Annotated in this window: 25 protein-coding genes; 11 read left to right on the top strand and 14 right to left on the bottom strand. The window is 68.1% G+C overall.

Going from position 1 to position 25,766, the window contains the following annotated elements:
* Window positions 1–130: 130 nt before the first annotated feature.
* On the bottom strand, window positions 131–916 hold the full coding sequence (locus HDC34_RS10465) for an MIP/aquaporin family protein (protein ID WP_179556800.1): 786 nt from the start codon (window positions 914–916) through the stop codon (window positions 131–133).
* A gap of 189 nt (window positions 917–1,105) precedes the next feature.
* Here HDC34_RS10465 and dhaK point away from each other — a divergent pair, with 189 nt between their 5' ends.
* The 6 genes from dhaK to HDC34_RS10435 all read left to right on the top strand — a co-directional run bounded on the left by dhaK (window position 1,106) and on the right by HDC34_RS10435 (window position 6,207).
* Complete coding sequence (dhaK, locus tag HDC34_RS10460) at window positions 1,106–2,107, top strand: dihydroxyacetone kinase subunit DhaK (RefSeq protein ID WP_179556799.1); 1,002 nt, start codon at window positions 1,106–1,108, stop codon at window positions 2,105–2,107.
* A gap of 3 nt (window positions 2,108–2,110) precedes the next feature.
* On the top strand, window positions 2,111–2,743 hold the full coding sequence (gene dhaL, locus HDC34_RS17825; protein ID WP_179556798.1) for a dihydroxyacetone kinase subunit DhaL: 633 nt from the start codon (window positions 2,111–2,113) through the stop codon (window positions 2,741–2,743).
* Window positions 2,740–3,453: a dihydroxyacetone kinase phosphoryl donor subunit DhaM gene (gene dhaM / locus HDC34_RS18220; RefSeq protein ID WP_179556797.1), complete on the top strand. Its 714-nt coding sequence runs from the start codon at window positions 2,740–2,742 to the stop codon at window positions 3,451–3,453. Before dhaL ends, dhaM begins: the two co-directional genes overlap by 4 nt.
* 133 nt (window positions 3,454–3,586) lie before the next feature.
* Complete coding sequence (locus HDC34_RS10445) at window positions 3,587–4,054, top strand: NfeD family protein (RefSeq protein WP_104311869.1); 468 nt, start codon at window positions 3,587–3,589, stop codon at window positions 4,052–4,054.
* A gap of 87 nt (window positions 4,055–4,141) precedes the next feature.
* A complete protein-coding gene (locus HDC34_RS10440; RefSeq protein WP_104311870.1) occupies window positions 4,142–5,620 on the top strand; it encodes a flotillin family protein in 1,479 nt (492 codons plus the stop codon).
* A 95-nt stretch (window positions 5,621–5,715) separates the two neighbouring features.
* Complete coding sequence (locus HDC34_RS10435; protein WP_179556796.1) at window positions 5,716–6,207, top strand: hypothetical protein; 492 nt, start codon at window positions 5,716–5,718, stop codon at window positions 6,205–6,207.
* Here the strand turns inward: HDC34_RS10435 and HDC34_RS10430 are convergent.
* The gene (locus HDC34_RS10430) at window positions 6,204–8,147 is read right to left on the bottom strand and encodes a potassium transporter Kup (RefSeq protein ID WP_104311872.1); all 1,944 of its coding nucleotides are present in this window, start codon (window positions 8,145–8,147) and stop codon (window positions 6,204–6,206) included. The two genes, HDC34_RS10435 and HDC34_RS10430, sit on opposite strands and share 4 nt — an antisense overlap.
* A gap of 87 nt (window positions 8,148–8,234) precedes the next feature.
* On the opposite strand from HDC34_RS10430, the gene HDC34_RS10425 reads away from it, so the two are divergent.
* Window positions 8,235–9,695 (top strand): amino acid permease, encoded by a 1,461-nt coding sequence (locus HDC34_RS10425; protein ID WP_179556795.1) that lies wholly within the window; start codon window positions 8,235–8,237, stop codon window positions 9,693–9,695.
* Here HDC34_RS10425 and HDC34_RS10420 read toward each other — a convergent pair.
* From HDC34_RS10420 to HDC34_RS10410, 3 genes are all read right to left on the bottom strand, one after another.
* Window positions 9,692–11,707, bottom strand: coding sequence for an AarF/ABC1/UbiB kinase family protein (locus HDC34_RS10420; RefSeq protein WP_104311873.1), 2,016 nt, complete (start codon window positions 11,705–11,707; stop codon window positions 9,692–9,694). The two genes, HDC34_RS10425 and HDC34_RS10420, sit on opposite strands and share 4 nt — an antisense overlap.
* Before the next feature lie 103 nt (window positions 11,708–11,810).
* Window positions 11,811–12,860 carry an LLM class flavin-dependent oxidoreductase gene (locus tag HDC34_RS10415; protein WP_179556794.1) on the bottom strand — a complete coding sequence of 350 codons (1,050 nt, stop codon included), beginning with the start codon at window positions 12,858–12,860 and terminating at the stop codon, window positions 11,811–11,813.
* A gap of 181 nt (window positions 12,861–13,041) precedes the next feature.
* Complete coding sequence (locus HDC34_RS10410) at window positions 13,042–13,908, bottom strand: AraC family transcriptional regulator (protein WP_179556793.1); 867 nt, start codon at window positions 13,906–13,908, stop codon at window positions 13,042–13,044.
* 306 nt (window positions 13,909–14,214) lie between these two features.
* Here HDC34_RS10410 and HDC34_RS10405 point away from each other — a divergent pair, with 306 nt between their 5' ends.
* Both HDC34_RS10405 and HDC34_RS10400 read left to right on the top strand, forming a co-directional pair.
* Window positions 14,215–14,394: a hypothetical protein gene (locus tag HDC34_RS10405; RefSeq protein ID WP_068479684.1), complete on the top strand. Its 180-nt coding sequence runs from the start codon at window positions 14,215–14,217 to the stop codon at window positions 14,392–14,394.
* Window positions 14,395–14,414: 20 nt separating this feature from the next.
* Window positions 14,415–14,879, top strand: a complete 465-nt coding sequence (locus HDC34_RS10400) for an SRPBCC domain-containing protein (protein ID WP_179556792.1) — start codon at window positions 14,415–14,417, stop codon at window positions 14,877–14,879.
* A 138-nt stretch (window positions 14,880–15,017) separates the two neighbouring features.
* Here the strand turns inward: HDC34_RS10400 and HDC34_RS10395 are convergent, their stop codons facing one another.
* On the bottom strand, window positions 15,018–15,794 hold the full coding sequence (locus tag HDC34_RS10395; RefSeq protein ID WP_218854949.1) for an SDR family oxidoreductase: 777 nt from the start codon (window positions 15,792–15,794) through the stop codon (window positions 15,018–15,020).
* 52 nt (window positions 15,795–15,846) lie between these two features.
* On the opposite strand from HDC34_RS10395, the gene HDC34_RS10390 reads away from it, so the two are divergent.
* Window positions 15,847–16,617 carry a glycerophosphodiester phosphodiesterase family protein gene (locus tag HDC34_RS10390; protein WP_179556791.1) on the top strand — a complete coding sequence of 257 codons (771 nt, stop codon included), beginning with the start codon at window positions 15,847–15,849 and terminating at the stop codon, window positions 16,615–16,617.
* A 98-nt stretch (window positions 16,618–16,715) separates the two neighbouring features.
* Entirely contained in the window at window positions 16,716–17,084 is a 369-nt protein-coding gene (locus HDC34_RS10385; protein WP_104252867.1) for an RNA polymerase-binding protein RbpA, read from the top strand.
* Between the two features lie 116 nt (window positions 17,085–17,200).
* Here the strand turns inward: HDC34_RS10385 and lnt are convergent, their stop codons facing one another.
* From lnt to HDC34_RS10345, 8 genes are all read right to left on the bottom strand, one after another.
* Entirely contained in the window at window positions 17,201–18,745 is a 1,545-nt protein-coding gene (gene lnt, locus HDC34_RS10380; RefSeq protein WP_179556790.1) for an apolipoprotein N-acyltransferase, read from the bottom strand.
* Window positions 18,742–21,192, bottom strand: coding sequence for an RNA helicase (locus tag HDC34_RS10375; protein WP_179556789.1), 2,451 nt, complete (start codon window positions 21,190–21,192; stop codon window positions 18,742–18,744). The genes lnt and HDC34_RS10375 overlap by 4 nt, the downstream gene beginning before the upstream one ends.
* Window positions 21,189–22,049 carry a twin-arginine translocase subunit TatC gene (tatC, locus tag HDC34_RS10370; RefSeq protein WP_258068107.1) on the bottom strand — a complete coding sequence of 287 codons (861 nt, stop codon included), beginning with the start codon at window positions 22,047–22,049 and terminating at the stop codon, window positions 21,189–21,191. Before tatC ends, HDC34_RS10375 begins: the two co-directional genes overlap by 4 nt.
* A gap of 1 nt (window position 22,050) precedes the next feature.
* Window positions 22,051–22,398: a Sec-independent protein translocase subunit TatA gene (tatA, locus tag HDC34_RS10365; protein ID WP_179556788.1), complete on the bottom strand. Its 348-nt coding sequence runs from the start codon at window positions 22,396–22,398 to the stop codon at window positions 22,051–22,053.
* A gap of 4 nt (window positions 22,399–22,402) precedes the next feature.
* A complete protein-coding gene (locus HDC34_RS10360) occupies window positions 22,403–22,759 on the bottom strand; it encodes a hypothetical protein (protein WP_179556787.1) in 357 nt (118 codons plus the stop codon).
* A 66-nt stretch (window positions 22,760–22,825) separates the two neighbouring features.
* Window positions 22,826–23,797 (bottom strand): YafY family protein, encoded by a 972-nt coding sequence (locus HDC34_RS18215; protein WP_179556786.1) that lies wholly within the window; start codon window positions 23,795–23,797, stop codon window positions 22,826–22,828.
* Window positions 23,794–24,831, bottom strand: a complete 1,038-nt coding sequence (locus HDC34_RS18210) for a YafY family protein (RefSeq protein ID WP_179556785.1) — start codon at window positions 24,829–24,831, stop codon at window positions 23,794–23,796. Before HDC34_RS18210 ends, HDC34_RS18215 begins: the two co-directional genes overlap by 4 nt.
* A gap of 9 nt (window positions 24,832–24,840) precedes the next feature.
* Window positions 24,841–25,758, bottom strand: coding sequence for an FKBP-type peptidyl-prolyl cis-trans isomerase (locus HDC34_RS10345; protein WP_179556784.1), 918 nt, complete (start codon window positions 25,756–25,758; stop codon window positions 24,841–24,843).
* Window positions 25,759–25,766 lie beyond the last annotated feature (8 nt).

Raw genomic sequence — 25,766 nt, 5'->3', positions numbered from 1 at the left:
GTGATGTGCCAGTGGTGGTGACAGCGATGCCGACCTGGCGCGAGCATCGCGGGTGGTGTCATGCAGACAGTTTCGGGGCCGGATCTGTGAGGAGTCCGGCCCCGAAGACGTGGTGGTGTGCTCGCGGGTGCTAGGCGGTGACGCCTGGCAGGATCGCGGTGCCGACGAGGCCCGCGAGGATGCCGCCGATGATCGGTCCGACGATGGGGACCCACGAGTAGCTCCAGTCGCTGCCACCCTTGCCCTTGATGGGGAGGAAGGCGTGCGCGAGGCGGGGCCCGAGGTCACGTGCTGGGTTGATGGCGTATCCGGTCGGGCCACCGAGGCTCGCGCCGATGGAGACCACGACGATCGCGACGGCGAGCGGCGCGAGGTTGCCGAGGCTCGTCGAATCGGGTGCGGTCGATCCGAGGTCGCTGCCGAGGATCCCCGGGAAGTTCGTGAAGGCGATGACCGCGAGGACGAGGACGAACGTCGCGATGATCTCGGTCACGGTGTTCCAGCCGAGGCTGCGCTTCGCCGGGCCGGTGGCGAAGACCGCGAGCTTGGAGGCCGGGTCGGGTTCGTCGTCGAAGTGCAGCTTGTAGGCGAGCCACACGATGACGGCTCCGAGGATGGCACCGATCAGCTGGGCGAGAATGCGCAGCCCGATCTCTCCTCCGTCGATCGGGTCGCCGTTCGCGAGGGCGTTGGCCGCGAGGCCCAGCGTCACTGCTGGGTTGAGCTGGCCGCCGGAGGCCGCAGACGAGAGCACGCCGATGAAGACGGCGAAGCCCCAGCCGAAGTTGATGAGGAGCCAGCCGCCGCCGTTGCCCTTCGTGCCTTTGAGGACGACGTTGGCGACGACACCGCAACCGAGGAGGACGAGCACTGCGGTGCCCACCAGCTCGGCCAAGAAGATCGATCCTAGATCCACGGGATTGCCTTTCTGGGAAGTTCGATACGGGGCGAGCCCGTGCCGCGATTGAGCGGTGCCTCACCCTAGGCACAGCGCGAACTAATACGCGCGTGTTACGAGGGAATTTCCCCGAATCGTGACAAGTCGGCGGCACTAGGCTGGGCCTGGTTGCAATGCTGCCGCCAATATCTCGTCGAGAGGATGATCGTGAAAAAGCTGATCAACGATCCGAAGGACGTTGTCAAAGAAGCGCTGGAAGGCATGGCGCTCGCACACGCCGACATTCTCCGGGTCGCTCCGGAGCCGGCGTTCCTCGTGCGCAACGACGCGCCGGTGGCCGGCAAGGTCGGCATCGTGTCCGGTGGCGGTTCTGGTCACGAGCCGATGCACGGAGGCCTGGTCGGGTACGGGATGCTCGACGCGGCAGTTCCTGGGCCCGTGTTCACCTCCCCGACGCCTGACCCCATCCTGGAGGCGACGAAGGCGGTCGATGCAGGCCGCGGGGTGCTCCACATCGTCAAGAACTACACGGGTGACGTCCTCAACTTCGAGACCGCATCCGACCTCGCGCTCGCCGAGGACATCGAGGTGCGCAGCGTCATCGTCGACGACGACGTGGCCGTCAAGGACTCGCTGTACACGGCGGGGCGTCGAGGCGTGGCAGGCACGGTGCTCGTGGAGAAGATCGCGGGTGCCTCGGCCGAGCGCGGCGACGACCTCGACACCGTCGCGGGCCTCGCGGAGCGCGTGAACGCGCAGACGCGATCGATGGGCGTCGCCCTGACGGCGTGCACGGTTCCGCACGCGGGGGAGCCGAGCTTCGACCTCGCTGACGATGAGATCGAGATCGGCATCGGCATTCACGGGGAACCCGGGCGCGCGCGAATCGGGATCGAGCCTGCGGATGCGATTGTCGATCGCCTCTTGGCCCCGATTCTCGAGGACCTCCCTTTTGCATCCGGCGACAATGTTCTTCTCTTTGTGAACGGAATGGGGGGCACGCCGGAAATCGAGCTCTACATCGTGTTCCGGAGGGCGGCGGCGGTACTCGCAGAGCACGGGATCTCCGTGGCTCGTCACCTCGTCGGGAACTTCACGACCTCGCTGGAGATGCAGGGATGCTCGATCACCGTGCTGAGACTCGACGACGAATTGACCGAATTATGGGATGCGCCCGTCCACACGGCGGCGCTTCGGTGGGGAAGGTAGGACATGGCACTCGACGGAAACTGGGCTCGCACATGGGTGGAGCTCTCCGCGGCCTCTATGGCCGAGCATCGGACTGAGCTGATCCACCTCGACAGGAACATCGGTGACGGCGATCACGGCGAGAACATGGACCGAGGATTCCAGGCGGCTCTCGGGAAGCTGTCGACGCTCGAGGACGGCGCGACGCCGGCGGATGTGCTGAAGCTGCTCGCGACGACCCTCATCTCGACCGTCGGCGGTGCTGCGGGGCCGCTGTACGGGACAGCTTTCCTCAAGGGCGCGGTTGCCCTCAAGGGCAAGGCGGAACTCGACCCGGCTGACGTCGCGGTGTTCGTGGAGGCGGCGAGCGCCGGACTCCAGCAGCGCGGCAAGGCGCAGCCAGGCGACAAGACGATGGTGGACGCATGGTCCCCGGCCGCGTCCGCGGCGCAGAAAGCCTCGGACGCAGGCGAGGATGCCGTCTCGGTGCTGCGCGCCGCGGCGTTCGCCGCCGTCGAAGGCGCCGCGGCCACGGAGCCGCTCGTCGCGAGGAAGGGGCGGGCGAGCTACCTGGGCGAGCGGAGTGCGGGGCACCGCGACCCTGGAGCGCAGTCGACGGCCTACCTCCTCGGGGCCGCGGTCGAGGCCGCCTCGTGACAGTCGGCATCGTCGTCGTCTCTCACTCGGCCCGCATCGCTGATGGGCTCGTCGAGCTGGCCGGCCAGATGGCCGCTGACGTGGCGATCATCGCCGCCGGCGGCACGGAGGACGGTCGCGTCGGCACGAGCTTCGAGCTGATCGAGAGCGCCGTGGCACAGGCACGGTACGGCGACGGAGTCGCGGTCTTCACCGACCTCGGTTCGGCCGTCATGACCGCCGAGACGGTCCTCGAGATGCTCGACGACGATGCCGACGAGGTCCGGCTCGTGGATGCGCCACTGGTCGAGGGCACGGTCGCGGCCGCCGTCGCTGCGGCGGGCGGTGCCTCTCTCGACGAGGTCGTCGCTGCTGGAGAGTCCGCTTGGCTGCGCCCAGCTGAGCAGTCGACCGGCCTCGGCGAGGGCGCTTCGCATGAGGTCGCCGCGGATTCAGCGTCGGATGCCACGGTGCCCGACGCGAGCGCTCGCGTCACGATCGTCAACGAGCAGGGGCTCCACGCGAGGCCGGCGGCGCAGCTCGCGGCGGCGGCGGCGAGATTCGAGGCGAAGATCACGATCGGCGGGGCCGACGCGGACAGCCTCCTGCGCATCATCTCGCTCGGGGCATCACACGGTCAGGAGATCGAGGTCGCCGCGACCGGCAGGGACGCGGACCAGGCCGTGCGAGAACTCGCCGAGCTCATCAGCTCCGGTTTCGGCGAAGCCTGAGGAACACGCAACCGCAGCACGCGGCACCGGCGCCGAGGAAAAGTCCCCGCGCGTCGGCGTCCGCGCCTTCGGTAGAATCAATGCCAGGCGGGGGCACACCCCGCCACACGCGGCCACCAGGGAGCTCACCGTCATGACCGTCTTCATCATCATCGGAGCGATCGGCCTCGGACTTCTCGTCTTCTCGATGTTCTTCGGAGAGATCCTCGACGTGGATGCCGGTGGACTGCTCTCGGTACCTGGCCTCGCGGTCGCCCTCGTCGTCTTCGGCGCCTCCGGGGCGATCACGGACAGCATGGGACTCCCGCAGTTCTGGGCCTACATCGTCGCGATCGTGATCGGTCTGATCGCCTACGTCGGATCTGCCCTCCTCGTGCGCAACCTCTCGAAGAGCAGCGACGGCGTGCCGCGCGACGTGACCGGGGATACCGGAACGGCGATGTCCCGCATCACGAACGCCAGCGGCGAAGTCGCGCTCGACGGCTCCCACGAGATCGAACGACGCCTCGCCTTCGCCGACGGGGACATTGAGCAGGGAACGCGCATCCGCGTCGTGCAGCACCTCGGCTCGCGCGTCAAAGTCGAACGCGAATCGAACTAAGCCCTGTCGCGCTCACCGGACGAGGCGGCAGGCGCGGCACGACCACAGCATGACCAACCACGACCTCCACGACAGGAAATCGACCATATGGACTTGATAACTGCCAACGTCTCCGTGATCGGCGTCATCGCGATCATCATCGCGCTGCTCGCCCTCGGTGTCTTCATCGCATCCCGCATCCGCCGCGTCCCACCGAACGAGGCCCTCATCATCGTCGGCCGCGGCGCCGGGCAGAAGGCCCAGAGCGACATGACGGGACAGCGCGTCGTGATCGGCGGCCGCACGTTCGTCTGGCCGATTCTGCAGCAGGGCTTCGCGCTCTCGCTCGAGCAGCGCCAGATCGGCATCCAGGTCGAGGGTGTCGACAAGAACCGCATCAAGATCGCCATCAAGGCGTCCATCAACTTCAAGGTGTCCGGCACCGAGGAAGGCGTGCGCCGCGCGGCCCAGCGATTCCTGGACCAGCAGGAAGCGCTCACCGACATCATCCGCGAGTCGCTCGAGGGCTCGCTTCGTTCCATCGTCGGAGACATGACGATCGAGCAGATCATCTCCGACCGCAAGAGCCTCTCCGACCGCGTCGTGTCCGAGACGAAGGCCGACCTCATCGAGCAGGGTCTGCAGGTCGACCTCCTCAACATCTCCGACATCTCCACGCCCGGCAGCGACTACCTGCAGAACCTCGGGCGTTCCGAGTCCGCTCGCGCCCGTCAGGTCGCGGAGGTCAGCGAGGCCGAAGCGGCCCGCGTGTCCGAGTTCGCGAAGATCGAGGCATCTGAGCGCATCGCAGAGCGTGAGAAGGAACTCCGTCTCCGTCAGGCCTCCATCAAGGCCGAGACCGACCGCGCAAACGCGGAAGCCGAGGCCGCTGGCCAGTTCGCACGGGCCGAGCAGGACCGCCTCGTCGCACAGCAGGAGCGCGAAGCGCTCATCGAGCAGGCGCTCGTGACGCAGGAGCGGCTCGACATCGAGATCCGCAAGCCTGCCGAAGCGGACGCCTACGCGAAGGTCCAGCAGGCAAACGCCATCCGCGACACCGAGAACGCGGCCACCGACGCCGAGGTTTACAAGCGCACCCGCACGGCAGAGGCCAACAAGGTGGCCGCCGTCCAGGACGCTGAAGCAGCGGCCGCCGCCGTCCGATACTCCGGTGAGGCCGACCGTGACCGCCAGATCGCGCTCGCAGCCGGTATTCGTGCAGAGGGTGACGCTCGCGCCGCCGCGATCCAGGCTGAGGGTCTTGCAGAGGCCGCAGCTACGGACGCCAAGGCTCAGGCTCTGCAGAAGTACGGCGAAGCCGCCATCGCGCAGGAGATCATCTCGCGTCTGCCGGAGATCGTCCGCGCCGCGGCCGACCCGATCAGCAACATCGAGAAGCTCACCGTCATCTCCACCGACGGTGCAAGCGCCGTCACGAAGACGGTCGGGTCCGTTCTCGGCGAGGGCACCGAGGTTCTCAAGACCCTCACGGGCATCGACCTGCAGCAGCTGGTCGGCTCGTTCGCCAAGGACGGTGGCCTCGCCCCCTCCGCTCCGAAGACGGGTGACACCACGCCGAACATCTGACCGAGAGTCGCGACCTCTCGTTCCGTGCACTGAGACGGGGCGGCCCCACCAGGGGTCGCCCCGTCTCGTCGTCTGCGGCGGCTACACTGACCGGCGTGAGCGTCGCCCCTGCAGAAGAGTCCCCGTCGATCTCCCTCGCGACGTTCCGGCCGAGCCAGCGTGACGTCCTCGCCCGCCTTGTCCCGACGCTGCTCGGCGTCGGTCTCGTGGCGTTCCTCGGCTACGCGCTGGCCACCCAGACGGGCCGAACGCAGCTCGACGAGCGCGGCTTCGTGCCCCTGCTGCTCGGCTGGATCGCGATGCTCGGGCTGTGCATCCTGGGCGCAGTCGCTGCGCTCGCAGCCGAGCGTGGCGTGTCAACGGGACTTCGTTCCTACACCCGCCAGCGCGTGCTGCCGCTCGCTCTCGGGCACTCGATCCTGGCGGCCGCGGGCGCGACGTTCTGCAGCTTCTGGATCTCCGGGGGAGCGTACGACCTGCTCACGGTGCTCACGTGCACGTTCGTGCTCACGCTGCTGTTCACCGCGTCCGTGCTCGTGCCGGCGTACCTGACGGGCTTCGCACGCGCGGAGGCGGCGAGAGCCTAGAGCAGCACCTGCGGCGAGATCTCCACGGTCTGCTCAGGAGGCAGCCCGAACTGCGCTGCGGGAGACGACGCACCGCGCGACATGAGCACGAAGAACTTGGCCCGCCAGGTCGCCATTCCACTCGCGTGGCCTGGCCGGAGCGCGATGCGCGAGAGGAAGAAGATCGCGCTCTCGTTGTCGAACTGCGAGACGGTGCCGGCGAGCCGGGCGTCCCGAAGCGACAGCGGCACGTCCCGACGGTCGAGGAACCCGTAGGTCAGGGTGATGTGCACGAGGCCCTCGGGGGCTGGCCCGATGTCGTCGATCCGACAGCGCGCGCGCTCCGGGATGTGCGGCACATCGGCCGTCGCGACGCGCACGAGCAGCACGTGCTCGTGGAGCGCGTGGTTGACCCGGGTGTTGAGGCGGAGCGCGAGGGGCGCCGTGCGGGCGCCGCCGTGGGGGTAGATGGCCCAACCGGGGACGCGCGTCGGCTGGTCCGCGAGGAGCCGCCTCATGAGCTCCTGCAGGGTACCCTCCAGGCGCTCGCGCCTGCCGGTGACGATCTCGCGGCCGCGTCTCCAGGTGAGCATGGTCAGGATGATCGCGGCGGCCAGCACGAGCGGCAGCCAGCCGCCCGCGAAGAACTTCACGAGACCCGAGACGAAGAAGGCGAGCTCGAGCAGGACGATCGGCACCGTCACGAGCAGCACTCGGTACCAGGGCCATTCCCACACGATGCGCAGGTACACGATGAAGAGCGACGACGTGAGCAGGAAGGTAGTCGTCACCGCGAGCCCGTAGGCCGCCGCCAGGTTCTCCGACGTTCGGAACCCGAGGACGACCCCGATGATCAGCACGAGAAGGATCATCGAGACGACCGGGATGTAGATCTGGCCGATGGACGCACGCGAGGTGTGCTTGACGCTGAGGTTCGGCAGGAAGCCGAGCCGCATGGCTTGTCTGGCGACCGAGAAGGTGCCGGAGATCACCGACTGGGAGGCTATGACGGTGGCGAGCGTCGCGAGGCCGATGAGGGGGAACACCGCCCAGGTGGGGGCCATGCGGAAGAAGGGGTTGTCGATGGCGGTCGGGTCCTCGATGACGAGGGCGCCCTGACCGAGGTAGCAGACCGTGAGGGCCGGGAACACGACGAACAGCCAGGCCTTCGAGATGGGGGAGCGGCCGAAATGGCCGAGGTCGGCGTAGAGGGCCTCGGCGCCCGTGACGGCAAGCACCACGGCTCCCAGCGCCACGCCGGCGATGAGCGGCTCGCTGAAGATGAAGCCGAGCGCGTGGTGCGGAGAGAACGCCGCGAGGATCTCGGGATGCTCCAGGATGTGGGGGATTCCGAGCAGCGCGAGGGTGATGAACCAGATCAGCATGATCGGGCCGAACAGACGGCCGATGCCGGCGGTGCCGAACCGCTGCAGCGCGAAGAGGCCGACGAGCACGACGAGGGCGATGGGCACGACCAGTGCCCCGGTGCCCGGCACCGCGATCTCGAGGCCCTCGACGGCCGACAGCACGGACACCGCAGGCGTGATGACGCTGTCCCCGAAGAAGAGGGCTGCCCCGATGATCCCGACGAGGGTCGTCGCGGCCATGGCGCGCCGTGATCCGCGAAGGCGCCGCCCGATGAGGGTGGAGAGCGCGAGGATCCCGCCCTCGCCCTCGTGGTCGGCGCGGAGCACGAACAGCACGTACTTGACGGTGACGAGCAGCGTGACGGCCCAGATGATGAGCGAGATCAGCCCATAGACGTGCGCGATGCTCGGCTGCACGATGCCGTCGTGCTCGGAGAACACCGCCCGCAGGGCGTAGAGGGGACTCGTGCCGATATCGCCGAAGACGATGCCGATCGCGGCGACGCCCACGGCGGACCGGGCGAGGAGGGTGCCGCTGGTTCTGGTGTGGGAGGCGGCGGCAGCCTCTGGTCGCGCGGTGCGCAGATCGTGCATGCGACCAATGTAGACCCGGTCTGCGTGCGTGCCGACCGGAGACTAGAATTCCCGGGTTCGGCATCGAGCAGTATCGAGGGGGTTCCGGTGACCAGCAGCACAGTCCAGACCGAGGCGCAGCATCCGCACAGCGAGGGGACGGCGCCCGGCGGGCTGCGTCGTGGTCTCAAGGCCAGGCATCTGCAGCTCCTGGCGATCGGCGGAGCCATCGGCACCGGGCTCTTCCTGGGGTCGGGGACCACGATCAGCCTCGCCGGACCGTCGATCATCTTCGTGTACGCGATCGTCGGCCTCGCGCTGTTCTTCGTCATGCGGGCCCTCGGGGAGCTGCTGCTCTCGAACCTCGGGTACAAGACGTTCGGGGACGTCGCGGCCGACCTCATCGGCCCCTGGGCCGGTTACGTCGTCGCCTGGACGTACTGGCTGGCGTGGGTCATCACGGTCATCGCCGACATCGTCGCCATCACGGGCTATGTGGCGTTCTTCAACGCCGACATCCCCGCCTGGGCGCCGGCGATCGCCACGGCGATCGGTCTGCTCCTTCTCAACCTGCAGCCGGTCAAGGCCTTCGGCGAGACGGAGTTCTGGTTCGCGATCATCAAGGTCGTGGCGATTCTCGCCCTCATCGGCGTCGGCATCTTCCTGCTCGTCACCGGCTTCACGAGCGCGGACGGCGTCACGGCCTCGGTCTCGCACCTGTGGGACCACGGCGGCATGTTCCCGTTCGGCATCAGTGGGTTCATCCTGGGCTTCCAGATGGGCGTGTTCGCGTTCGTCGGCATCGAGCTCGTCGGCACGGCCTCCGCGGAGGCGGAGGATCCTGAGAAGAACCTGCCGAAGGCCATCAACTCGGTCGTCGTGCGCATCCTCGTGTTCTACGTCGGCGCGCTCGTCATCATCATGTCGGTGACCCCCTGGGACCAGATCCAGCCGGGAGTGAGCCCGTTCACCTCGATGTTCGAGCTCATCGGGTTCCCGGCGGCGGCCATCGTCGTCAACCTGGTGGTGCTCACCTCGGCGGCGTCGAGCGCCAACTCCGGCTTCTACTCGTCGACGCGGATGCTCTACGGCCTCGCGGCGGACGGGCAGGCGACGAAGCGGTTCGGCCTCCTCAACTCGCGTGGCGTGCCGACGCAGGGCGTGTTCTTCACGACGGCGTTCCTCTTCGCGGCGCTACCGGTGCTCGCCCTCGGTGACAACGTGATGGCGGCCTTCACGGTCGTGACCTCCGTGAGCTCCCTCAACTTCATCGCGACGTGGACGTTCATCCTCGTCAGCTACCTCATGTTCCGGAAGAAGCGCCCCGAGCTCCACGAGGCCTCGAAGTTCAAGATGCCGGGCGGACGGTTCATGCCGTGGGTGATCCTGGCGTTCTTCGCCTTCATCCTCGTCGCGCTCGCCATGGGCGAGGACACCCGCGCCGGCCTGATCGTGCTGCCGTTGTGGTTCCTCGGCCTCGGCCTCATGTGGCGCCTGGTCGTCAGCAAGCGGGTGGCCCGTCGTGGGGCCGAGGAGCTCGACGAGCTCGCCGAGGGCACCGCGCCCTAGTCCGTCAGCGACTGCCCCCTGGATCCGACGATGGAGCGCAGCATGGCGCGCAGGATCCCGAAGAAGCCGAGCAGGCCGATCACCGCCCCGAGCAGGTTGAACAGCTGCAGGCCGGGGGCGAGCGTTGGACCGCCGCCCGCGACGACCAGCACGATCGCGAGGATCACGGCAGTCAGGGCCACCGCCGTGTCGATGCCTCGGCTGACGAGCCCCCCGAGCCAGCTGCGGTCCTGTCGGTCGGAGAACGGACTGACCCGCACGCTCAGCTCGCCGTCTTCGAGCTTCGAGACGATCGTGTCGATGCGGTTCGGCATGCGGGCAGCATAGGCGGCGGCGATGGCGGCCTTCGCCTGCGCGGTGCCGACGACCCGCTTGAGTGCGAGGAGCTGCTTCAGCAGCTTCGGCACGAAGGGGAGCGCGCGCTGCACGAAGTCGAAGTCCGGTTCGATGACGCGAAGGCAGCCCTCGAGCGTCGCGAAGCTGCGGAACGCGGAGGCGAGCGTCGAGGGGAGCGCGAGGTGGTGCTTGCGGATGACGTCGAGCATCATCGTGAAGATCGAGCCCTCCCCGCGAGGCCAGTGCTGCACCGAGGTGAGTGCGATGCCGATGTCGTGCCGGAAGGCCTCCACGTCGAGGTCCTCGGGAGCGTCGACGATGAGGAGCAGCGCGTCGGCGGCCGACACGTCGTCGTCGCTGGCCGCCGAGAGCAGGAACGCGGCCAGGTGCTCGCGCTGGCTTCGCTGCACGATGCCGATCGCGCCGAAGTCGATGAGGCCGAGCGTGCCGTCGTCGCGGATGAACACATTGCCGGGGTGCAGATCGGCGTGGAAGACGCCGTAGACGAGGATCTGCTCGATGACCGTCTCCATGAGCGTCTGCGCGAGGTCGTGGCGGGCCTCCGGGCCCAGTGCCTCCAGGCGGTCGGCTGCTGAGCTCAGCGGGCTCCCGTCCATGACGTCCATCGTCAGGACCCTGCGCGCGCTCGCCGCCGAGTACACGGCAGGGATGGCGATCTCCGTGAGCTCGGGGGAGCCCGCGTGGATCTCGCGCATCGTGCTCTCGATCATGTGCACGTTTCGAGCCTCGACCCGATAGTCGAGCTCCTCTTCCAGCGTCGTCGTGAAGCCGGCGGCCATCGCGGAGAGCCGCATCTCCCTGCCGAGCGCCGTGTGCGTCTCGGCCCGGTCCGCGAGACGCCCGATGATGTCCACGTCGGCTTCGACCTGAGCTCGCGCATCCGGTCGCTGCACCTTGACGACGACGGGGGTGCCGTCGACGAGGCGGGCGCGGTGCACCTGTGCGACCGAGGCGGCCGCCAGGGGAGTGGAGTCGATCTCCCGGAAGATCGTGTCGAGGGGCGCCCCGAGCTCGCTCTTCAGCACCCGCTCGATCTCGGGCCACGGCACCGTCGTCGCGTTGGACTGCAGCCGCGCGAGCGCGGAGAGGTAGGGCTCCGGGACGAGGTCACGTCTCGTCGAGAGGACCTGCCCGAGTTTCACGAACGTGACGCCGGCGTGGTTGATGGTCGTGATGAGGGCATCCGCGCGCTGCTGGGCGGTCGTGCGCCCCTCTGCGGTCGAGGTGCGGCGCCCGTGCAGCAGCCAGCCGGCCCCGTCGCGCGACGCGATCGTGAGGATCTGCAGATAGCGCTTCGTACGGCTGCGACGCCGGATGGCGGAGCGGACGAGCTCGATGGGGTTCGGGAACGCGCGGGTGGGGATGGTCGCCTCGAGGGCGACGAGGACGAGCACGCCGAGGGCGAAGATCCACGAGACGGCGAGGAGCACCACGACCACGACGACCGTGAAGTTGGTCTCGCCGTCCTCGAGCTGGTCGACGCCGGTCTCGCGGATGATCCAGTTGCCGAAGGGGATCGAGGCGATCACGACGAGCGCTCCGACGATGATCGCCCGGATGTACCCGATCGGGACGCCGAGCACGCGGCGGGACACGAGCCCCACGAGGATGGCGGCGAGGATCGCGACGGCGATCAGCAGGGCGTTGGCGAACACGGCGCTCCTCGTCTGATGGGGGACTCGCCCAGGCTATCGGCACGGCCAGCCCTCGGGACATCGAACGCTCGGCGGCGCGTCCCGCCAGGCGTCCGCGCTTACCTCAGCGGTTCAGGTACGGGAGGTGCGGTGCCGCGTCTTCGGCGAACTGGCGCAGGATGCGCCGCTGGATCTCGGCGGGGTAGTCGAAGGGGAGGGCGATGACGAGCTCGTCGGCCGCGTGGATGCCAGCGTCGCCGGCGAGGGCTGCTGCGACCTGCTCGCCGGTCCCGTGGGCGATGCGCCCGAACTGGAAGGGGAGGGGACCGCCGCCTACATTCGCGGCGCGCTCGGCGTCGCGCTCGAGCAGCCACTCGAGCTCCGAGCGCTCGGCGGGCGTGTCGTAGGGCGCGATGGCGCGGCTCACCGAGGCGAACGAGGTGAGGGAGCTCGCCTTGGCGTGCTCTTCGCGATAATCGCGGATGTACTGCGCCTGCGTGTCCTCGAAGCCGAGGTCCCCGATCTCCGTGTTGAGGGTCGAGAGCTGCAGTCGCAGTCCGCGCCTGCCGGTCTTCCGCGCGCTTGTGCCGCCACCGGCCCCGTAGGCGACGCGGCCCCTGAGCCCCGGACTCTGAGGCTGCGCGGTCAGCGCGCTGCCGGCCTCGGCGAAAGGCAGGTCGGTTTCGGCCGTGGCGATGGTTCTCCCTTCGATCGCCGTGAGGAAGGTGTCGAGACGTGCGTCGACGAGCGCACGCACGTCATCGCCCTCGATCCTGCCGAAGGCCTGCGCGAACGTCGACTCGGTCGCCGCGTATCCGGAGCTGAGCCCGAGCTCGAGCCGTCCTCCCGTGAGCAGATCGAGCGTCGCCGCGTCCTCAGCGAGGCGCACCGGCTGCTCGAAGCGCAGGGGAGTGACGCTCGTCCCGACTCGGATGCGCCGGGCGCGTTGGGCCGCTGCGGCGAGGAACGTGAAGGGCGAGGAAAGGTACGTCTCGAGGTGCCGGTGGCGCACGTACCCGGTGTCGTAGCCGAGGTCTTCGGCGTACTCGAAGAGCTCCAAGCCCTCCTGGAGGCCGAGCGATCGATGCGCGGAGACTCTGGTGTGCTCGACGAAGGCGAGGAAGGAGAGTCGTTTCGGAGTGGTGGGTGCTGGCTGCGTCGCAAGATCGCTCATGATCTCCCAAGCATCCCGCCGGAATCACGGCCAGCCGTGCATTCTCGTCATGGAGCGTAAGGCCGGGTGAGGAGACGTGCGCGCCGATCTCATCTCTGGAGAGATGCCGCTTGCTGCGCTCTTCCTAGATCATAAAGATATAAAAAGCATCGGCCTCGCGTGAGCGTCATTCGACCGCCGCTCAACTCCGCTCGACAGGCAACCACAACTCGCACGTCGCCGTGCTGAAGTCTGGCGACCGGTCGATGATCGCGACGATCGAGGGGCCCGGGCGCAGCCGCCACGGGTTGGACGGGAACCAATCGGTCGCCGTGGCGGCCCAGAGCTGTTGCAGTGCAGCCGGGTAGTCTCCAGTTGCTGTGAAGACGGCCCAGGTTCCCGCCGGCGCCCCGATGACGTCGAGGTCATCTGGCACCGCATGGTCGTGCCCCACGGCGACGCCGTGCAGATAGGTCAGGGGAGTGCCCTCCGTGTAGTCCGGGTCGACGTCGGCGCTCACCTGGAGCAAGCCGGTCGGCTCGCCGGAACTCAGCGCCTTGAGCCTCGCGTGCGCCTCCGCCGGAATCGCCGCGATATGCGCCTGGATGTGAGGATTCACGCCGTTGTGGATGAGCGGAACGCGTGCGGCGTGCCCGATCAGCTGGAAAGCGGGATGTTCGATGATTCGTGTGTCCATGGGGGAGTTCCCTTCTACGGTCAGGCGGAACCTGAGTTGCGGTTGTGAGCGAAGGGGGCCACCGGCTCGGCGAACCTCACCGGGTGTCGATCCGTGCACGGCGCGGAACGCCCGGCCGAAGGCCTCGGTCGATCCGTAGCCGAACCGGGTTGCGATCTCGAGCAGCTCGTCATCGCCGAGCACATCGCCTGCAGCCACGGTCATGCGCCGTCGCCTGATGTACTCGCTCAAGGGCATCCCGGCCAGCGATGAGAACATCCGCCGAGCGTGGTATTCGGTCGTGCCGAGCGAGCTGGCGAGCGAGGCGACGTCGATGCTGTCGCCGAGGTGCGCCTCGATGTGCTGGACGAGATGGTTGAGTGTCGAGATCACGGTTCCTCCTTCGATGACGATTCTGTCCAGGAGAGCGGATGCGCACCCGATCATCGTGGTCCGATCAGATCATCGCCGGTTGTGTGGACATTGCTGGCGAGTGGAGAGCAGAGGAGCGGGACGACACCTCGTAATGTCATAATGTGCATTATCGGATGTAGCGGAGGCGGCTCGTCATGCGCGAGCACGTCGCCCCGCATCCAGTAGGCTGTGTGGACGCGGTGATGATTTTGCCGTGGCTGACTTCGTGGCTCGCGCCACCTCGTCGTTGTTTGTGTCACTGAGAGATTCTGGGAGCCGACACTCGTGAGCGTTCTGATTGCCATCGGTTGCATCATCATCTTCGGCGCCGGCATCTGGTGCTACGGACTGGCCTTCCAGGTCGACGGCGACACGCTTCGTCTCCTGGTGTTCTTGGCCGGCATCCTCCTGAACTCACTGGCGCTGTTCATCCCGTGGCAGCTCGTGGGCCAAAGCCGCAAGTAGCGACCGAGGCCCCACGCGCGGTGTTCACCCCCAGCATCGACATCAGCGTGCGGATCAAGGCACCCGCAGAGCTCATCTGGCAGGCACTCGTCGACGAGGACCTCCGCGAGCTGTGGTGGCCCGACTCCGAATTCAAGATCAAGCGCGGCGCGAAGATCACGGCACGCTCCCTGCGGCCAGGCAAGAAGAAACCCCGTATCACCTCGGGAACCATCACCAAGATCGATGCTCCTGAGGAACTGCACTTCACCTGGAAGACGAAATCAGGCGACTTCGAGACGGACGTCGTACTTGTCGTCGTGCAGCAGAAAGACAAGAAGAGCAAGGTGCGTGTCCTCGAGCAGGGATTCCCCCGGGGCGACTACGCCGAGATCCACGTCGCGAAGTACCGCGACGGCTGGCGCGAGCATCTGCTGCAGCTCCAGGAGCTCTTCGAAGATGGTCCAGGACGGAAGCTCGCGACGAACTCGCTCAAGCACTCCTGAGCTCCGCTGGCTTGCTCTCCCCCCGTCCCTCCGTCCGTGACGGTGCAGGAGCAGTGATCGACAGCAGGATGCCCGGACCGTGTGGTCCGGGCATCTCCGCCTTGGGTCCGCCAGTCGTGCAGGACGACGGCAGAGCCGCTACTCCGTGACGAACCCTGACGTGTCTCCGATGAGCCGCAGGTTGTCGGCCGGAACCGGCTCGACGACCGCTTTCGTGACCTCGGCCGCGAACTCCTGCACGTTGTAGAGCTTGCCCGCCTCCTCGCGGCGGGCGGCGATCGCACCCGGGTTGAGGCGGTCGAGCAGCGTCGCCGTGATCGTCCCCTCGATCATGTCGCCGGACACGACGACGAACTCGACGCCGCGCTCCGTGAGCTCGGGCACGAGCGCCAGCAGGGCGTCCTCTCCCGCCCGCTTTGAGCTGGCGACGGCCTCGTACTCCGGCATCGTGGGCGTCGTACGGATGAAGTGCGCCTGGTGGCTCGTGACGAACACGACACGCCCGCCGTCCCCCATGAGTTCGAGGGCGCCCTTGAGGGTCTCGACCTGCGCGTCGCGGTTGAGCTTCAGGGCGTAGTCCTCGCCGAGGCCCGACTCCATGCCGCCGGACGCGTTGAGGACGAGCACGTCGAGCCCGCCGTACGCGCTCTCGATGCTCGAGAAGAGCCCCCGGCGGCTCGCCTCGTCGGTGAGGTCGGCACCCACGGCGATCGCCGTGCCGCCGTCGGCGGTGATCGCGTCGACCAGCTTGACGGCGCGGGCCTCCTTGTTGCGGTAGTTCACGACGACCTTGGCGCCAGCCTGCGCGAGGAACTTGACGGTGTCCGCGCCGATACCGCGCGAGGACCCCGTGACAAGCGCGCGCTTGCCCTCGAGGGAACCGGCGGCCAGCGGGTTGAGAATCTGTTCAGCCATGCCTCCGAGTCTATTGGGCGCGGCGTCGCCCCCGCGCACTAGCGTTGGACGCATGCAGCACCCGTACCTGGACGGCGCTGGACCGCGCATCCTCGCCCACCGAGGCCTCGCCCTGCTGGCGACGGAGAACACGATGGAGGCGTTCCGCGCCGCGCTCGACGTCGGGGCGACCCACATCGAGACGGACGCACGGGCATCCGCAGACGGCCTTGCCGTGCTGTGGCACGACGAGACGCTCGAGGGCTACGACGGCAGCGACCGGCCGGTCGCTGGCTCCCCCGCATCCGTGCTGGCCGGGCTCACGTCGGCGGGGCCGACGCCGGGTGCCAGGCTGCTGTTGCTCGAGGAGGCCCTCGAGGAGTTCCCCGCCGCGCGATTCAACGTCGACGTCAAGTCGGCGGACGCGGTGGAGGCCGTTGCCGAGGCTGTCCGGCGAGCAGACGCGTCGTCCAGAGTGCTCATCACCTCCTTCTCCGCCCTTCGGCTGCGGCGCACGGCCGCCCTGCTGCCCGAAGCGGCTCGTGGCGTGGCGAGCCCGGGCATCGCGGCGGCGCTCATCGCCATGTCCGTGCGTTCTGGCCGACTGCTTCACCGGGCACTCCGGGGCGCGTCCGCGGTGCAGATCCCGGAGCGTGCCGCAGGTCTCGATCTGCTCTCCCCCGCCAGGCTGCGTGGGTTCCACCGGCACGTGCCCGAGGTGCACGTCTGGACGATCAACGACCCGGCCAGGATGCGCGACCTCCTCGAGCGCGGCGTGGATGGCCTTGTCACGGACCGCGCTGACCTGGCCGCCGAGGTTGTGCGACGCCGCCTAAATCTATGAGTTTTCGAGGAAAAGCTGGAACGCGCGGGAATACCTCGGCACAATCGCACGTTTGACCGGTAGTAGTAGAACCGCACTGACGAGGAGAGGAGGTCAGCATGGCTGATCGAAGTCTGCGCGGAATGCGGCTCGGCGCACAGAGCCTGCAGAGTGACGAGGGCGTTGTCCTTGTCGACCGCCAGGTGCGAACGTACGAGACGACACTGGGTGAGCGCTTCGCCGTCACCTTTGCCGCCGAAGCGGAGGTGCCCGAGGTCTGGGCGTCGCCGAAGAGCGGCAACGAGGGTCGTCTGCTGGATGAAGGTGGCGAACAGGTCGCCTACGAGGCGCCGGAGCAGAAGCACCAGCGCACTCACTGGGACATGCTGCTCGAGCGTCGCACTCGGGAGGAGCTCGAAGAGGTCCTCCAGGAGCGACTCGCGTTCCTGCGCTCACGGCGCGGAACCAAGGGCGCGAAAGACGTCTGACCCCCGGAGGTCGCTCAGCGAGCGACGATGAATGTCGAAAGGGACGAAGCCTGTGGCTTCGTCCCTTTCGTGTTGCTGGACCGTGGTGCTGTCTGGGCGCAGAGGCTGGGCGCCCGCTACCGGAGCCGGATGCGTGTCGCCGAGTCGCGCATCCGCTGGGTCTTCGAGCTGCCGGCGCCGATGAGGAGGCCGAGCCCGAGCATCCCGAGCGTGATCTCGATGCCGCGCCCGAGGCGGACAGCGGGCGTCATGCCATCGGCGAGCGGGACGTCGACGATCATCACGCCGGGCTCGTACCAGGGCAGCTCCGCGAGCGTGCGCCCCTCCGGTGAGTAGATGGCGCTCATCCCCACCGTCGACGCCTGCACCAGCGAGCGTCCCGTCTCCATCGACCTGAGACGGGCGAACGCGAGCTGCTGAGCCGGCTCGTCGGTCTTCCCGAAGTCGGCATTGTTGCTCGGCGCGAAGAGCACCGTCGCGCCTCCCAGGACGGCGTCCCTGATCAGCACGTCGTCGACGATGTCGTAGCAGATGTAGGTGCCGGCCTTGATGTCGCCGATCTCGAGGATGCTGTCGCGCTCCCCCGGCGAGTATCCGCGGCCGATCATGCCGATGAGGTCGGGAGCGAGCGAGTACCAGAAGTCCCGGTCCGGGACGTACTCGCCGAACGGGATGGGGTGCTTCTTGTCGTACTGGTCGCCCCATCCGCTCTCCGCATCCCACACGAACTGCGAGTTGAAGAAGCGGTCATCGGCCTGGGTCTCCCCCGGCTCCACCGTGACCGTGTTGGCCACGATGGGCGCGCCGTAGCTGTCGCTCAGCTGATCGAGCGTGCGGCGCACGCCGGGCGAAGCGTCCGGGTTGAGGTCGATGGAGCCTTCTGGCCACAGGATCACGTCGACCTCGGCGTCGTCTGGGATGGTGCGCGTCGCGTTGACGTGGCCGAGGAAGACATCGCCAGGGTCACCCTCGACGAAGTAAGCAGCCTCGGGGGTGTCACCCTGCACTGCCGCGATCCGGGCGGAGCCGATCGTGTTCGTGGGAAAGAGGGGAACGGCGGTGACGACCAGGATGGCGGCGGCCGCGGTCGCCCAGGTGAGCGGGCGGGCGCGCGAGCGGCCGAGCTCGAGGACCAGCGCGACGAGGAAGACCATGACGAAGCCCATGCCGGAGAGACCCAGCCAGGAGACGAGCTCCGCGAACGGGCTCGCCGACTGTGACTGGGCGACACGACCCCACGCGAAGCCGCCGTACGGCCATGCAGAGTAGATCCCCTCCCGCAGCGTCCACAGGCCCGCCACGGCCGCTGGGACGAGGAGCAGGCGCTTGGGGCCGGTCTCCCATCGCGCCGTGACGCGCCGGTAGGCGAGCGCGATGAGCACCGCTCCCCCGGCCCAGAACAGCGACGAGAGGATGCTGAGGGCGCTCCACGGCACCGGGCCCAGGAACAGCGACGCCCAGGCGATGAGCGGGAAGTAGTACGAGAGCCCGGATGCGAGGCCCACGAGGAGCGCTCCGCCTGCGGAGCGGTGCATGAGCGAGCAGAGCACGAGGCCTGTGCCGACGAAGGCGAGGGGCCACAGCGCCGGTCCTGGGAACGCGGCCCTCAGCAGCAGTCCACCGGCGACGGCGGCGAGCAGCGAGAGCCAGAACGACCTCACCCAACCCCCGAGTACGCGACGATCCCGCGGCGCACGCTGTTCGCGGCCTGGCGCGCGGTGGTCGCGAACTTGCCCTCCGCGACCTTCTCGATCTGGTCGAGCACGTCGAGCACCTGCTTGCACCAGCGCACGAAATCGCCGGCAGCGAGATTCGACTCGTCGAGCACACGCTCGAGCTCCGCGCCGTGCGCCCAGTGGAAGATGGCCGGCGCGAGGTTCGTCGCGAGCCTCGACGAACGTGGCACGCGGAATCGCTCGGCCAGCTCATCCAACGCCTGCCAGTGCTTCTCGGTCGTCTGCATCGCCCCGCGGAACGCGCCGCGCGGCAGCTGGTACTCCTCGAGGCTCTCTTCTTCTCGCCGCGGCTCGTAGACGAGCACGGCGGCCATCGCGGCGAGCTGCTGCGGGTTCAGCTCGTTCCAGACCTGCCGACGCAGGCACTCGGCGATGAGCAGGTCGCGCTCGCCGTAGATGCGCGCGAGCGTGCGCCCGTGCGCCGTGACCGCGAGGTCCCTGTCTCCGCTCTCGGCGGGGGCCAGGTAGCCGAGCTCGAGCAGCAGCTCTGTGATCCGGTCGAAGACCTGCGCGACGGCACCGGTGCGCGACTCGATCTGCCGGGTGAACTTGTCGTTCTCGTGCTTCAGCTTCCAGTACCGCTCGCCCCAGCGCGCGTGCTGCTCCCGGTCGGGGCAGACATGGCACGGGTGGCGCTTGAGGGCGGTCTGCAGCTGGGTGAGCTTCGTCTGGCGCCGCTCGCGAGCCGCATGCTGGTGCGCCTCGTCGTGCGGGATGCGCTTGCGCTCGAGATCGTTCAGCTCACGTCGGATGCGCGAGTACTCGAAGAAGTCGCCGAGGTGGCACTTCATGCCGTCCTCGTAGCCGGCAAGGGCCTCCTCCTGCTGCCGGACGCGCTTGGCCAGGTCGACGACGGCGCGGTCCGCCTGGAACTGGGCGAACGACGACTCGAGCACCGAGCGGGTACGAGCGCGACCGAAGCGGTCGATGAGGTTGACCGCCATGTTGTAGGTGGGCTTGAAGCTCGAGTTCATCGGGTACGAACGACGGGAAGCCAGCGAGGCGATGGCCTGCGGGTGCATGCCCCCGACCCACTGCACCACGGCGTGGCCTTCGACATCGATGCCGCGACGCCCTGCCCGGCCGGTGAGCTGCGTGTACTCCCCCGGGGTGATGGGCACGCGTGACTCGCCGTTGAACTTCTCGAGCTTCTCGAGGACAACCGTCCGAGCAGGCATGTTGATGCCGAGGGCGAGCGTCTCGGTGGCGAAGACTAGCTTCACGAGCTTCCTCTGGAAGAGCTCTTCGACGACTTCCTTGAAGGCGGGCAGGAGACCGGCGTGGTGTGCGGCGATGCCCCGCTCGAGACCTTCCGTCCACTCGTAGTAGCCGAGCACTCCGAGGTCCTCGTCGAGCAGGTTGCGGCAGCGGTCCTCGACGATCCACCTGATCTCGTCGCGCTCTTCCCTGGTCGTCAGCGAGACGCCAGCGCGAAGCACCTGCGACACGGCCTGGTCGCAGCCCTTGCGGCTGAAGATGAAGTTGATCGCGGGCAGCATGTCCGCGTCGTCGAGCATCTTCGTCAGGCCGGCACGGTCGGCGCGCGGCGCCTGGAAGCGCTGCTCCTTCCAGCTGCTGCCTCGCCCGCGTCTGCCGACGCGGTCGCGGTCGCGGCCGTCCTCGCGTCGACCACCGCCGCCCTGGGTTGCCCTCACCAGGTCGGGGTTCACTCGGTCGGCGATGTCGCCGTCTCGAGTCTCGAAGAGGTCGTAGAGGCGATGGCCGACGAGCACGTGCTGGAACAGCGGGGTCGGCCGCTCCTCGGAGACGATGACGTCGGTGTCACCGCGGACGGTCTGCAGCCAGTCGCCGAACTCCTCCGCGTTCGAGACCGTCGCCGACAGCGAGATGAGACGCACCTCGCTGGGGAGGTGGATGATGACCTCTTCCCAGACGGCCCCGCGGAAGCGATCGGCGAGGTAGTGGACCTCATCCATGATGACGTAGGCGAGGTCGTCGAGCAGGTCGCTGCCCGCGTAGAGCATGTTGCGGAGCACCTCGGTCGTCATGACGACGATGCGGGCCCGCGGGTTGATGTTGACGTCGCCCGTCAGCAGTCCGACTTCGCTCTCGCCGTAGCGACGGACGAACTCACTGAACTTCTGATTGCTCAGCGCCTTGATGGGGGCCGTGTAGAAGATCTTGGCGTTCGGCTGTCGCATCGCGAGGAACACGCCGAACTCGGCAACGACCGTCTTGCCTGCTCCTGTCGGTGCCGCCACGAGGACGCTCCTGCCGGCCTCGACGCTCGCGCAGGATGCGATCTGGAACTCGTCGAGGTCGAAGCTCAGCTCGCGCCTGAACAGCTCGAACTGCTGCAGCTTGGCGCGCGCCCTGCTCGCGGCGAAGCGCTCGGACGGGCTCGGGGTCATGTTGCGGACGCTTCGGCTGCCGCGAGGTCGGCCTCGAACTTCTTGTGCTTCCTGGCTCGTCGCTTGTCGTTGATGATCGCGATGCCGACGGCGAGGAAGTACAGCGCGAGCATGGGCGCCATGAGGAAGAACATGGACAGCACGTCCGCCGAGGGCGTCGCCATGCCGGCGAACAGGGCGACGAGGAGCACGGCGACCCTCCACCCCTTCAGGATGGCCTCTCCGGTGATGATGCCAGCGAAGTTCAGCATGACGAGGATCACGGGGAGGATGAAGGCGATGCCGACGGCCAGGCAGAGCGTCATGATCAGCTTGTAGTAGTTGGCCGCGTTGATGAAGTTGGCGCTCTCCGCGGGCGCGAAGCTCAGCATCACCTCGACGATGCGGGGCATCAGCATCCAGGCCACCCAGACCCCGGCGAGGAACAGCGGGATCGCGGTTCCCACGAAGCCGAGCGCGTACCAGCGCTCGTTCTTCTTCAGCCCTGGGACGATGAACATCCAGATCTGGTAGAGCCAGACCGGGGCCGAGATGATGATGCCGAGCGTGAGCGAGATCTGCAGGCGGAGATCGAACGCGCTGGTGATGCCCTCGAAGTTGAGGTCCGCGTTGCGGTTTCGGGCCTCGGCGATCTCACGGATGGGGTCGGCCATCACGTTGAACACCCAGTCGGTGAGGAGGAAGCCGCCCACCATTCCGATGACGATGCCGATCGCCGAGATGATGAGGCGGTTGCGGAACTCGATGAGGTGCTCCGCGAGGCGCATGCGCCCGTCAGGGTCGCGCTTCCGGCTCTTCTTCGCTTTCGACTTCGTCGGCTCGACCGCCAGCGGAGCCCCCTCGGGTTGAACGGTCACGTCAGTTGGAGGTGCCCGTGTTGCCCCTGGCGTCCGTGCTGGGCGCGGCGGGTGCCTCGGGCGCCGGTGCGGCCGGTGCCGAGTTCTGCGCTGGAGGCGTCACCGGGGCCTGGGGTGCCGCCGGTGCCTGCGGAGCTGCCGGCGTGGTCGAAGCGGCCGGCTGCGAGTAGACGTCGGTGGCCGGCGGGACGTCGACCTCGTCGTCCTTCTTCATGTTCTTGACCTCGCCGCGGAAGATGCGCATCGACTGTCCGATGCTCTTCGCGAGGCCGGGAAGCTTCGGAGCACCGAAGAGCAGCAGGATGATCACCAGGATGATGATGAGGTGTGGGCCAGTCAGATTCGGCATGGTGTCAGTTGCCTTTCACAAGGTGTTCGTATTGAAACGGGTCTGCGGTCGTCAGGTCACGGGCGCGCTCCAAGCGCTGCTCGCGTCGCTGCTCCTTGGTTTCGTCGCGCACGTCGTTCAGCTCGCCTCGCTCGACTTGGACCTCGCGGAGCCCGCGGACGATCGCATTGCTCCGGGCCGGCGCGAACGAGACGAGAGTCTGCGCACGCTGCTCGAACGCCTCGAGGAGTACCTCGAACTTCGCCAGTTCGCCCTGCAGGAGGACGACCTTCCTGAAGAGCCAGTAGCCGAGCGCGCCGAGCACTGCGAGCAGGACGAGCACGAGGCCCACCCAGATGAGAACCCAACTCCACCACGGCATAGTGACTCCAACGATACCTGCTCTGAGGTGAATCGCCAGGCCACCGGCCCGGACTCGCTTTCAGATTCAATCTTCCTGCTGAGCGCGGAGCGCGTTGGCGGCCCATTGCAGGACGGCGGCTCGCGCGGAGTCTGGTGAGAGCACGCGCATCTGGCCAGCGTTCCCGGCGACGAGGCGTGCCAGGTGCTGCATGGAGGCGATGCGCACGTCGACGACGGCCCGACCTCGCGCATCCGTCTGCGGAACCGGGGCGCCCGGCGGGAGGTAGTCGCGGATGAGGGGCAGGACGGCGGTGCCGACCTCGAGCGTCACGAGCATGTGGTCGTCGCTCGGTGCGAAGATCGGTCGCCCCCGCTTGGCCTCCGCACGCGCGGGGGCCCGCACGTCGGTGACCACGGCATCCCGCATGCGGTCGAGCCGGAAGACCCGCTCTGCGTCTCGCTCCAGGCACCAGCCGTGCAGGAACAGGTCGCCGCCGAGCGTCTCGAGCGTGAACGCGTCCACGTGACGCACGCTCTCGACCCCATCTTCCCTGCGGTATCGGAAGCGGAGCCGTCTGTTCGTCGCGATGGCGGCGGCCACGGCGTCCCTAGCTGCCGGATGCTCCCCCGTCGTCCCGAAGGCGAAGTGGGGCGCCGCCCCGCTGGGGCCGAGCTTGCCGAGCAGCTCGTCGATACGGGACTCATCGACGAGGCGAGGCAGGCTTCTGAGGTAGCCGAGTCCCGCGATGACCGCCGCGGCTTCGCGGTTCGACATGCGAGGCGCCTCCTCGAGCGCGACGAAGTGGGTCACCTCGATGAGGTCCTGCAGCTCGAACGCATCCCAGTTGATGTCGAACAGGTCGAGGTGGCTGTAGACGCCCGCGTCTCCCGGGGTCCCGGAGACGGCGATGAGCCTCACTGCGTCCCTCACCTGCTTCGGCTTCACGCCGAAGTGGGCTGCGGCCGTCTCGACGGGCACCGCTTCGTCCTGTTGGCGGAGGTACGGGACCAACGAGACGAGGAGCGCGAGGCGGTCAGCCGAGACGAAGGTGCTCACGAGGACGCTCCGGCGTGAGCCGACACGACCGAGGCCAGCCTCGAGGCGACGAGGCGTCTGAGCTCGGGTGGCGAGACGACTCTGACTTCTGGACCGAAGGACGCAAGTCGGTCTGCGAGCAGGCTCAGGTCGGTGTAGCCGAGCTCGACCTCGAGCCAGGGCCCTGACGTCGCTCGCGCGTCACCGCGCAGGCGGACCTCGGCGTCGGAACCAGCGCGCACCTCGAGCCTGGCCCGCTGTCTGCCAGCGAGCTCGGCCAGGTCCTCGAGCGCTCTCGCCGCGTGCTGCTCCGCGCTCACCCCCGGGTACCGCGACGCGTCCGCGTTCCCGGCCGGCCGCGGTGCGGACACGATGCGGGACAGCAGGAACATGCGCTCGGATGAGCGGTCCAGGTCATAGGAGACGAGGAGCCAGTTGCCGTCGGCGAAGACAAGCGCGAGCGGTTCGACGCGGCGGATGCTGGCCCCGTCGTCCCCGGGCTTCGAGTAGGAGAAGGAAACGGTCTGCCCCTGCTCGATGGCCGTGGAGAGGGGTTCGAAGGCCGCGTCCCGGGCACGCAGGCGAGGTGCCACTCCGATGAGGTCCTCGTGCGTCTGGGCGCCAAGCGCCTTCAGCTTCATGAGGCCCCGCCTCGACTCCTGCGAGACCGACCCCTCGCGCCACACCTGCGCCGCCAGGCTGAGCAGGGAGGTCTCGTCTGCGTCGAATTCGAGGCCGGCAGGCATGGCGAAGCCGCCTCGGGGCACGCGGTAGCGGACCAGCTGGTTGTTGCCGGGCGCCGACGGGTCGTCGATGACTTCGACAGGGACTCCCAGGTCACGCAGCTCGGCCTTGTCGCGCTCGAATCGCTTCTCGCGCGCCGCCGCAGCCGCGGGTGAAGTGCTGTCGCGGCTGTCGTCCGCGTAGCCGTGGACGGTCTGGAAGACGTCGCTCTTCGTCAGTCCGCGCTCCGTGGTCAGGAGCGCGAGGATGAGCGAGAACTGGCGCTCCGCAGCCGCGGGGGCCTTCGCTCGGTCTGTTCGCTCGTGCGTCACGCCTCGACTTTAGATCGTGCCGAGGATGTCGACGACGAAGACAAGCGTCGAGCCGGCAGGAATCGTATCGCTCGCCTGGTCGCCGTACCCGAGCGCGGGTGGGATCACCGCGATGACCTGGGATCCGACCGTCTGGCCCACGAGCGCCTGCGCGAAGCCGTCGACGACCCCCGTGGTCGAGAACTGGGCTGGTTCCCCGCGGTCCCAGGAGCTGTCGAACTTCTCGCCGTTCGCGAAGAGGACCCCCGTGTACTGCACGACGACGGTGCTGCCGTCGGCGACGACAGCACCGGTTCCCAGCTTGCGCGTGTCGAGGACGAGCTCGTCGGGTGCCGCAGCGCCCTCCGCGATCGTGATCTGCGGGGCCCCCTCGGCGGCGTCGGTCACGGTGACGAGCTCCTGCGTGGGCGTCTGCTCGGAACCGGTCGCCCGTGTCTCCGGGATCTCGATCACGTCGGCGACGACAAGCGCCGGGGGCGTGTCGGTCGCGCCCGCGTTCGCAGTCCCCTCCAGGAGCAGCGCCGACGGGATGAGCGCGACGACACGCGAGCCCGAGGTCACGCCGTCGAACAGGCCGCTGAGATACCCCGGGATGCCCTCATCGCTGAGGTCGAGCACCTGGCCGAGAGGCCCATAGGGGCTCTGCTCGGCCTGCGTGCCGACGTCGTAGACCGTGAGGTTGGCGGTGACCGTCGAATCGAGCGTCATCTCCTCGCCGTCGCCCTCCACCTCGATGCGGCGCTCCATCTCGTCGCCGAGTCCGGAGACCTCGCCGATGGTGACGGCGGGCGCGGCACCGTACTCGCCGGTGACCTCGATGCCGTTGAGCGCGTCGCCACTCGCTACGGGCGTCGAGCTGCCGGCGCACGAGGCGAGTCCGAGGGAGAGGAGGATGGCCGCGGCGATCGCGGGGAGTCGTCGTTGCATGAATCCGC

Source organism: Pseudoclavibacter sp. JAI123 (assembly GCF_013409665.1).
GTDB lineage: Bacteria > Actinomycetota > Actinomycetes > Actinomycetales > Microbacteriaceae > Pseudoclavibacter.
The sequence above is the reverse complement of the archived record's forward strand: the minus strand, read 5'-3'. Positions and strand labels throughout refer to the sequence as shown.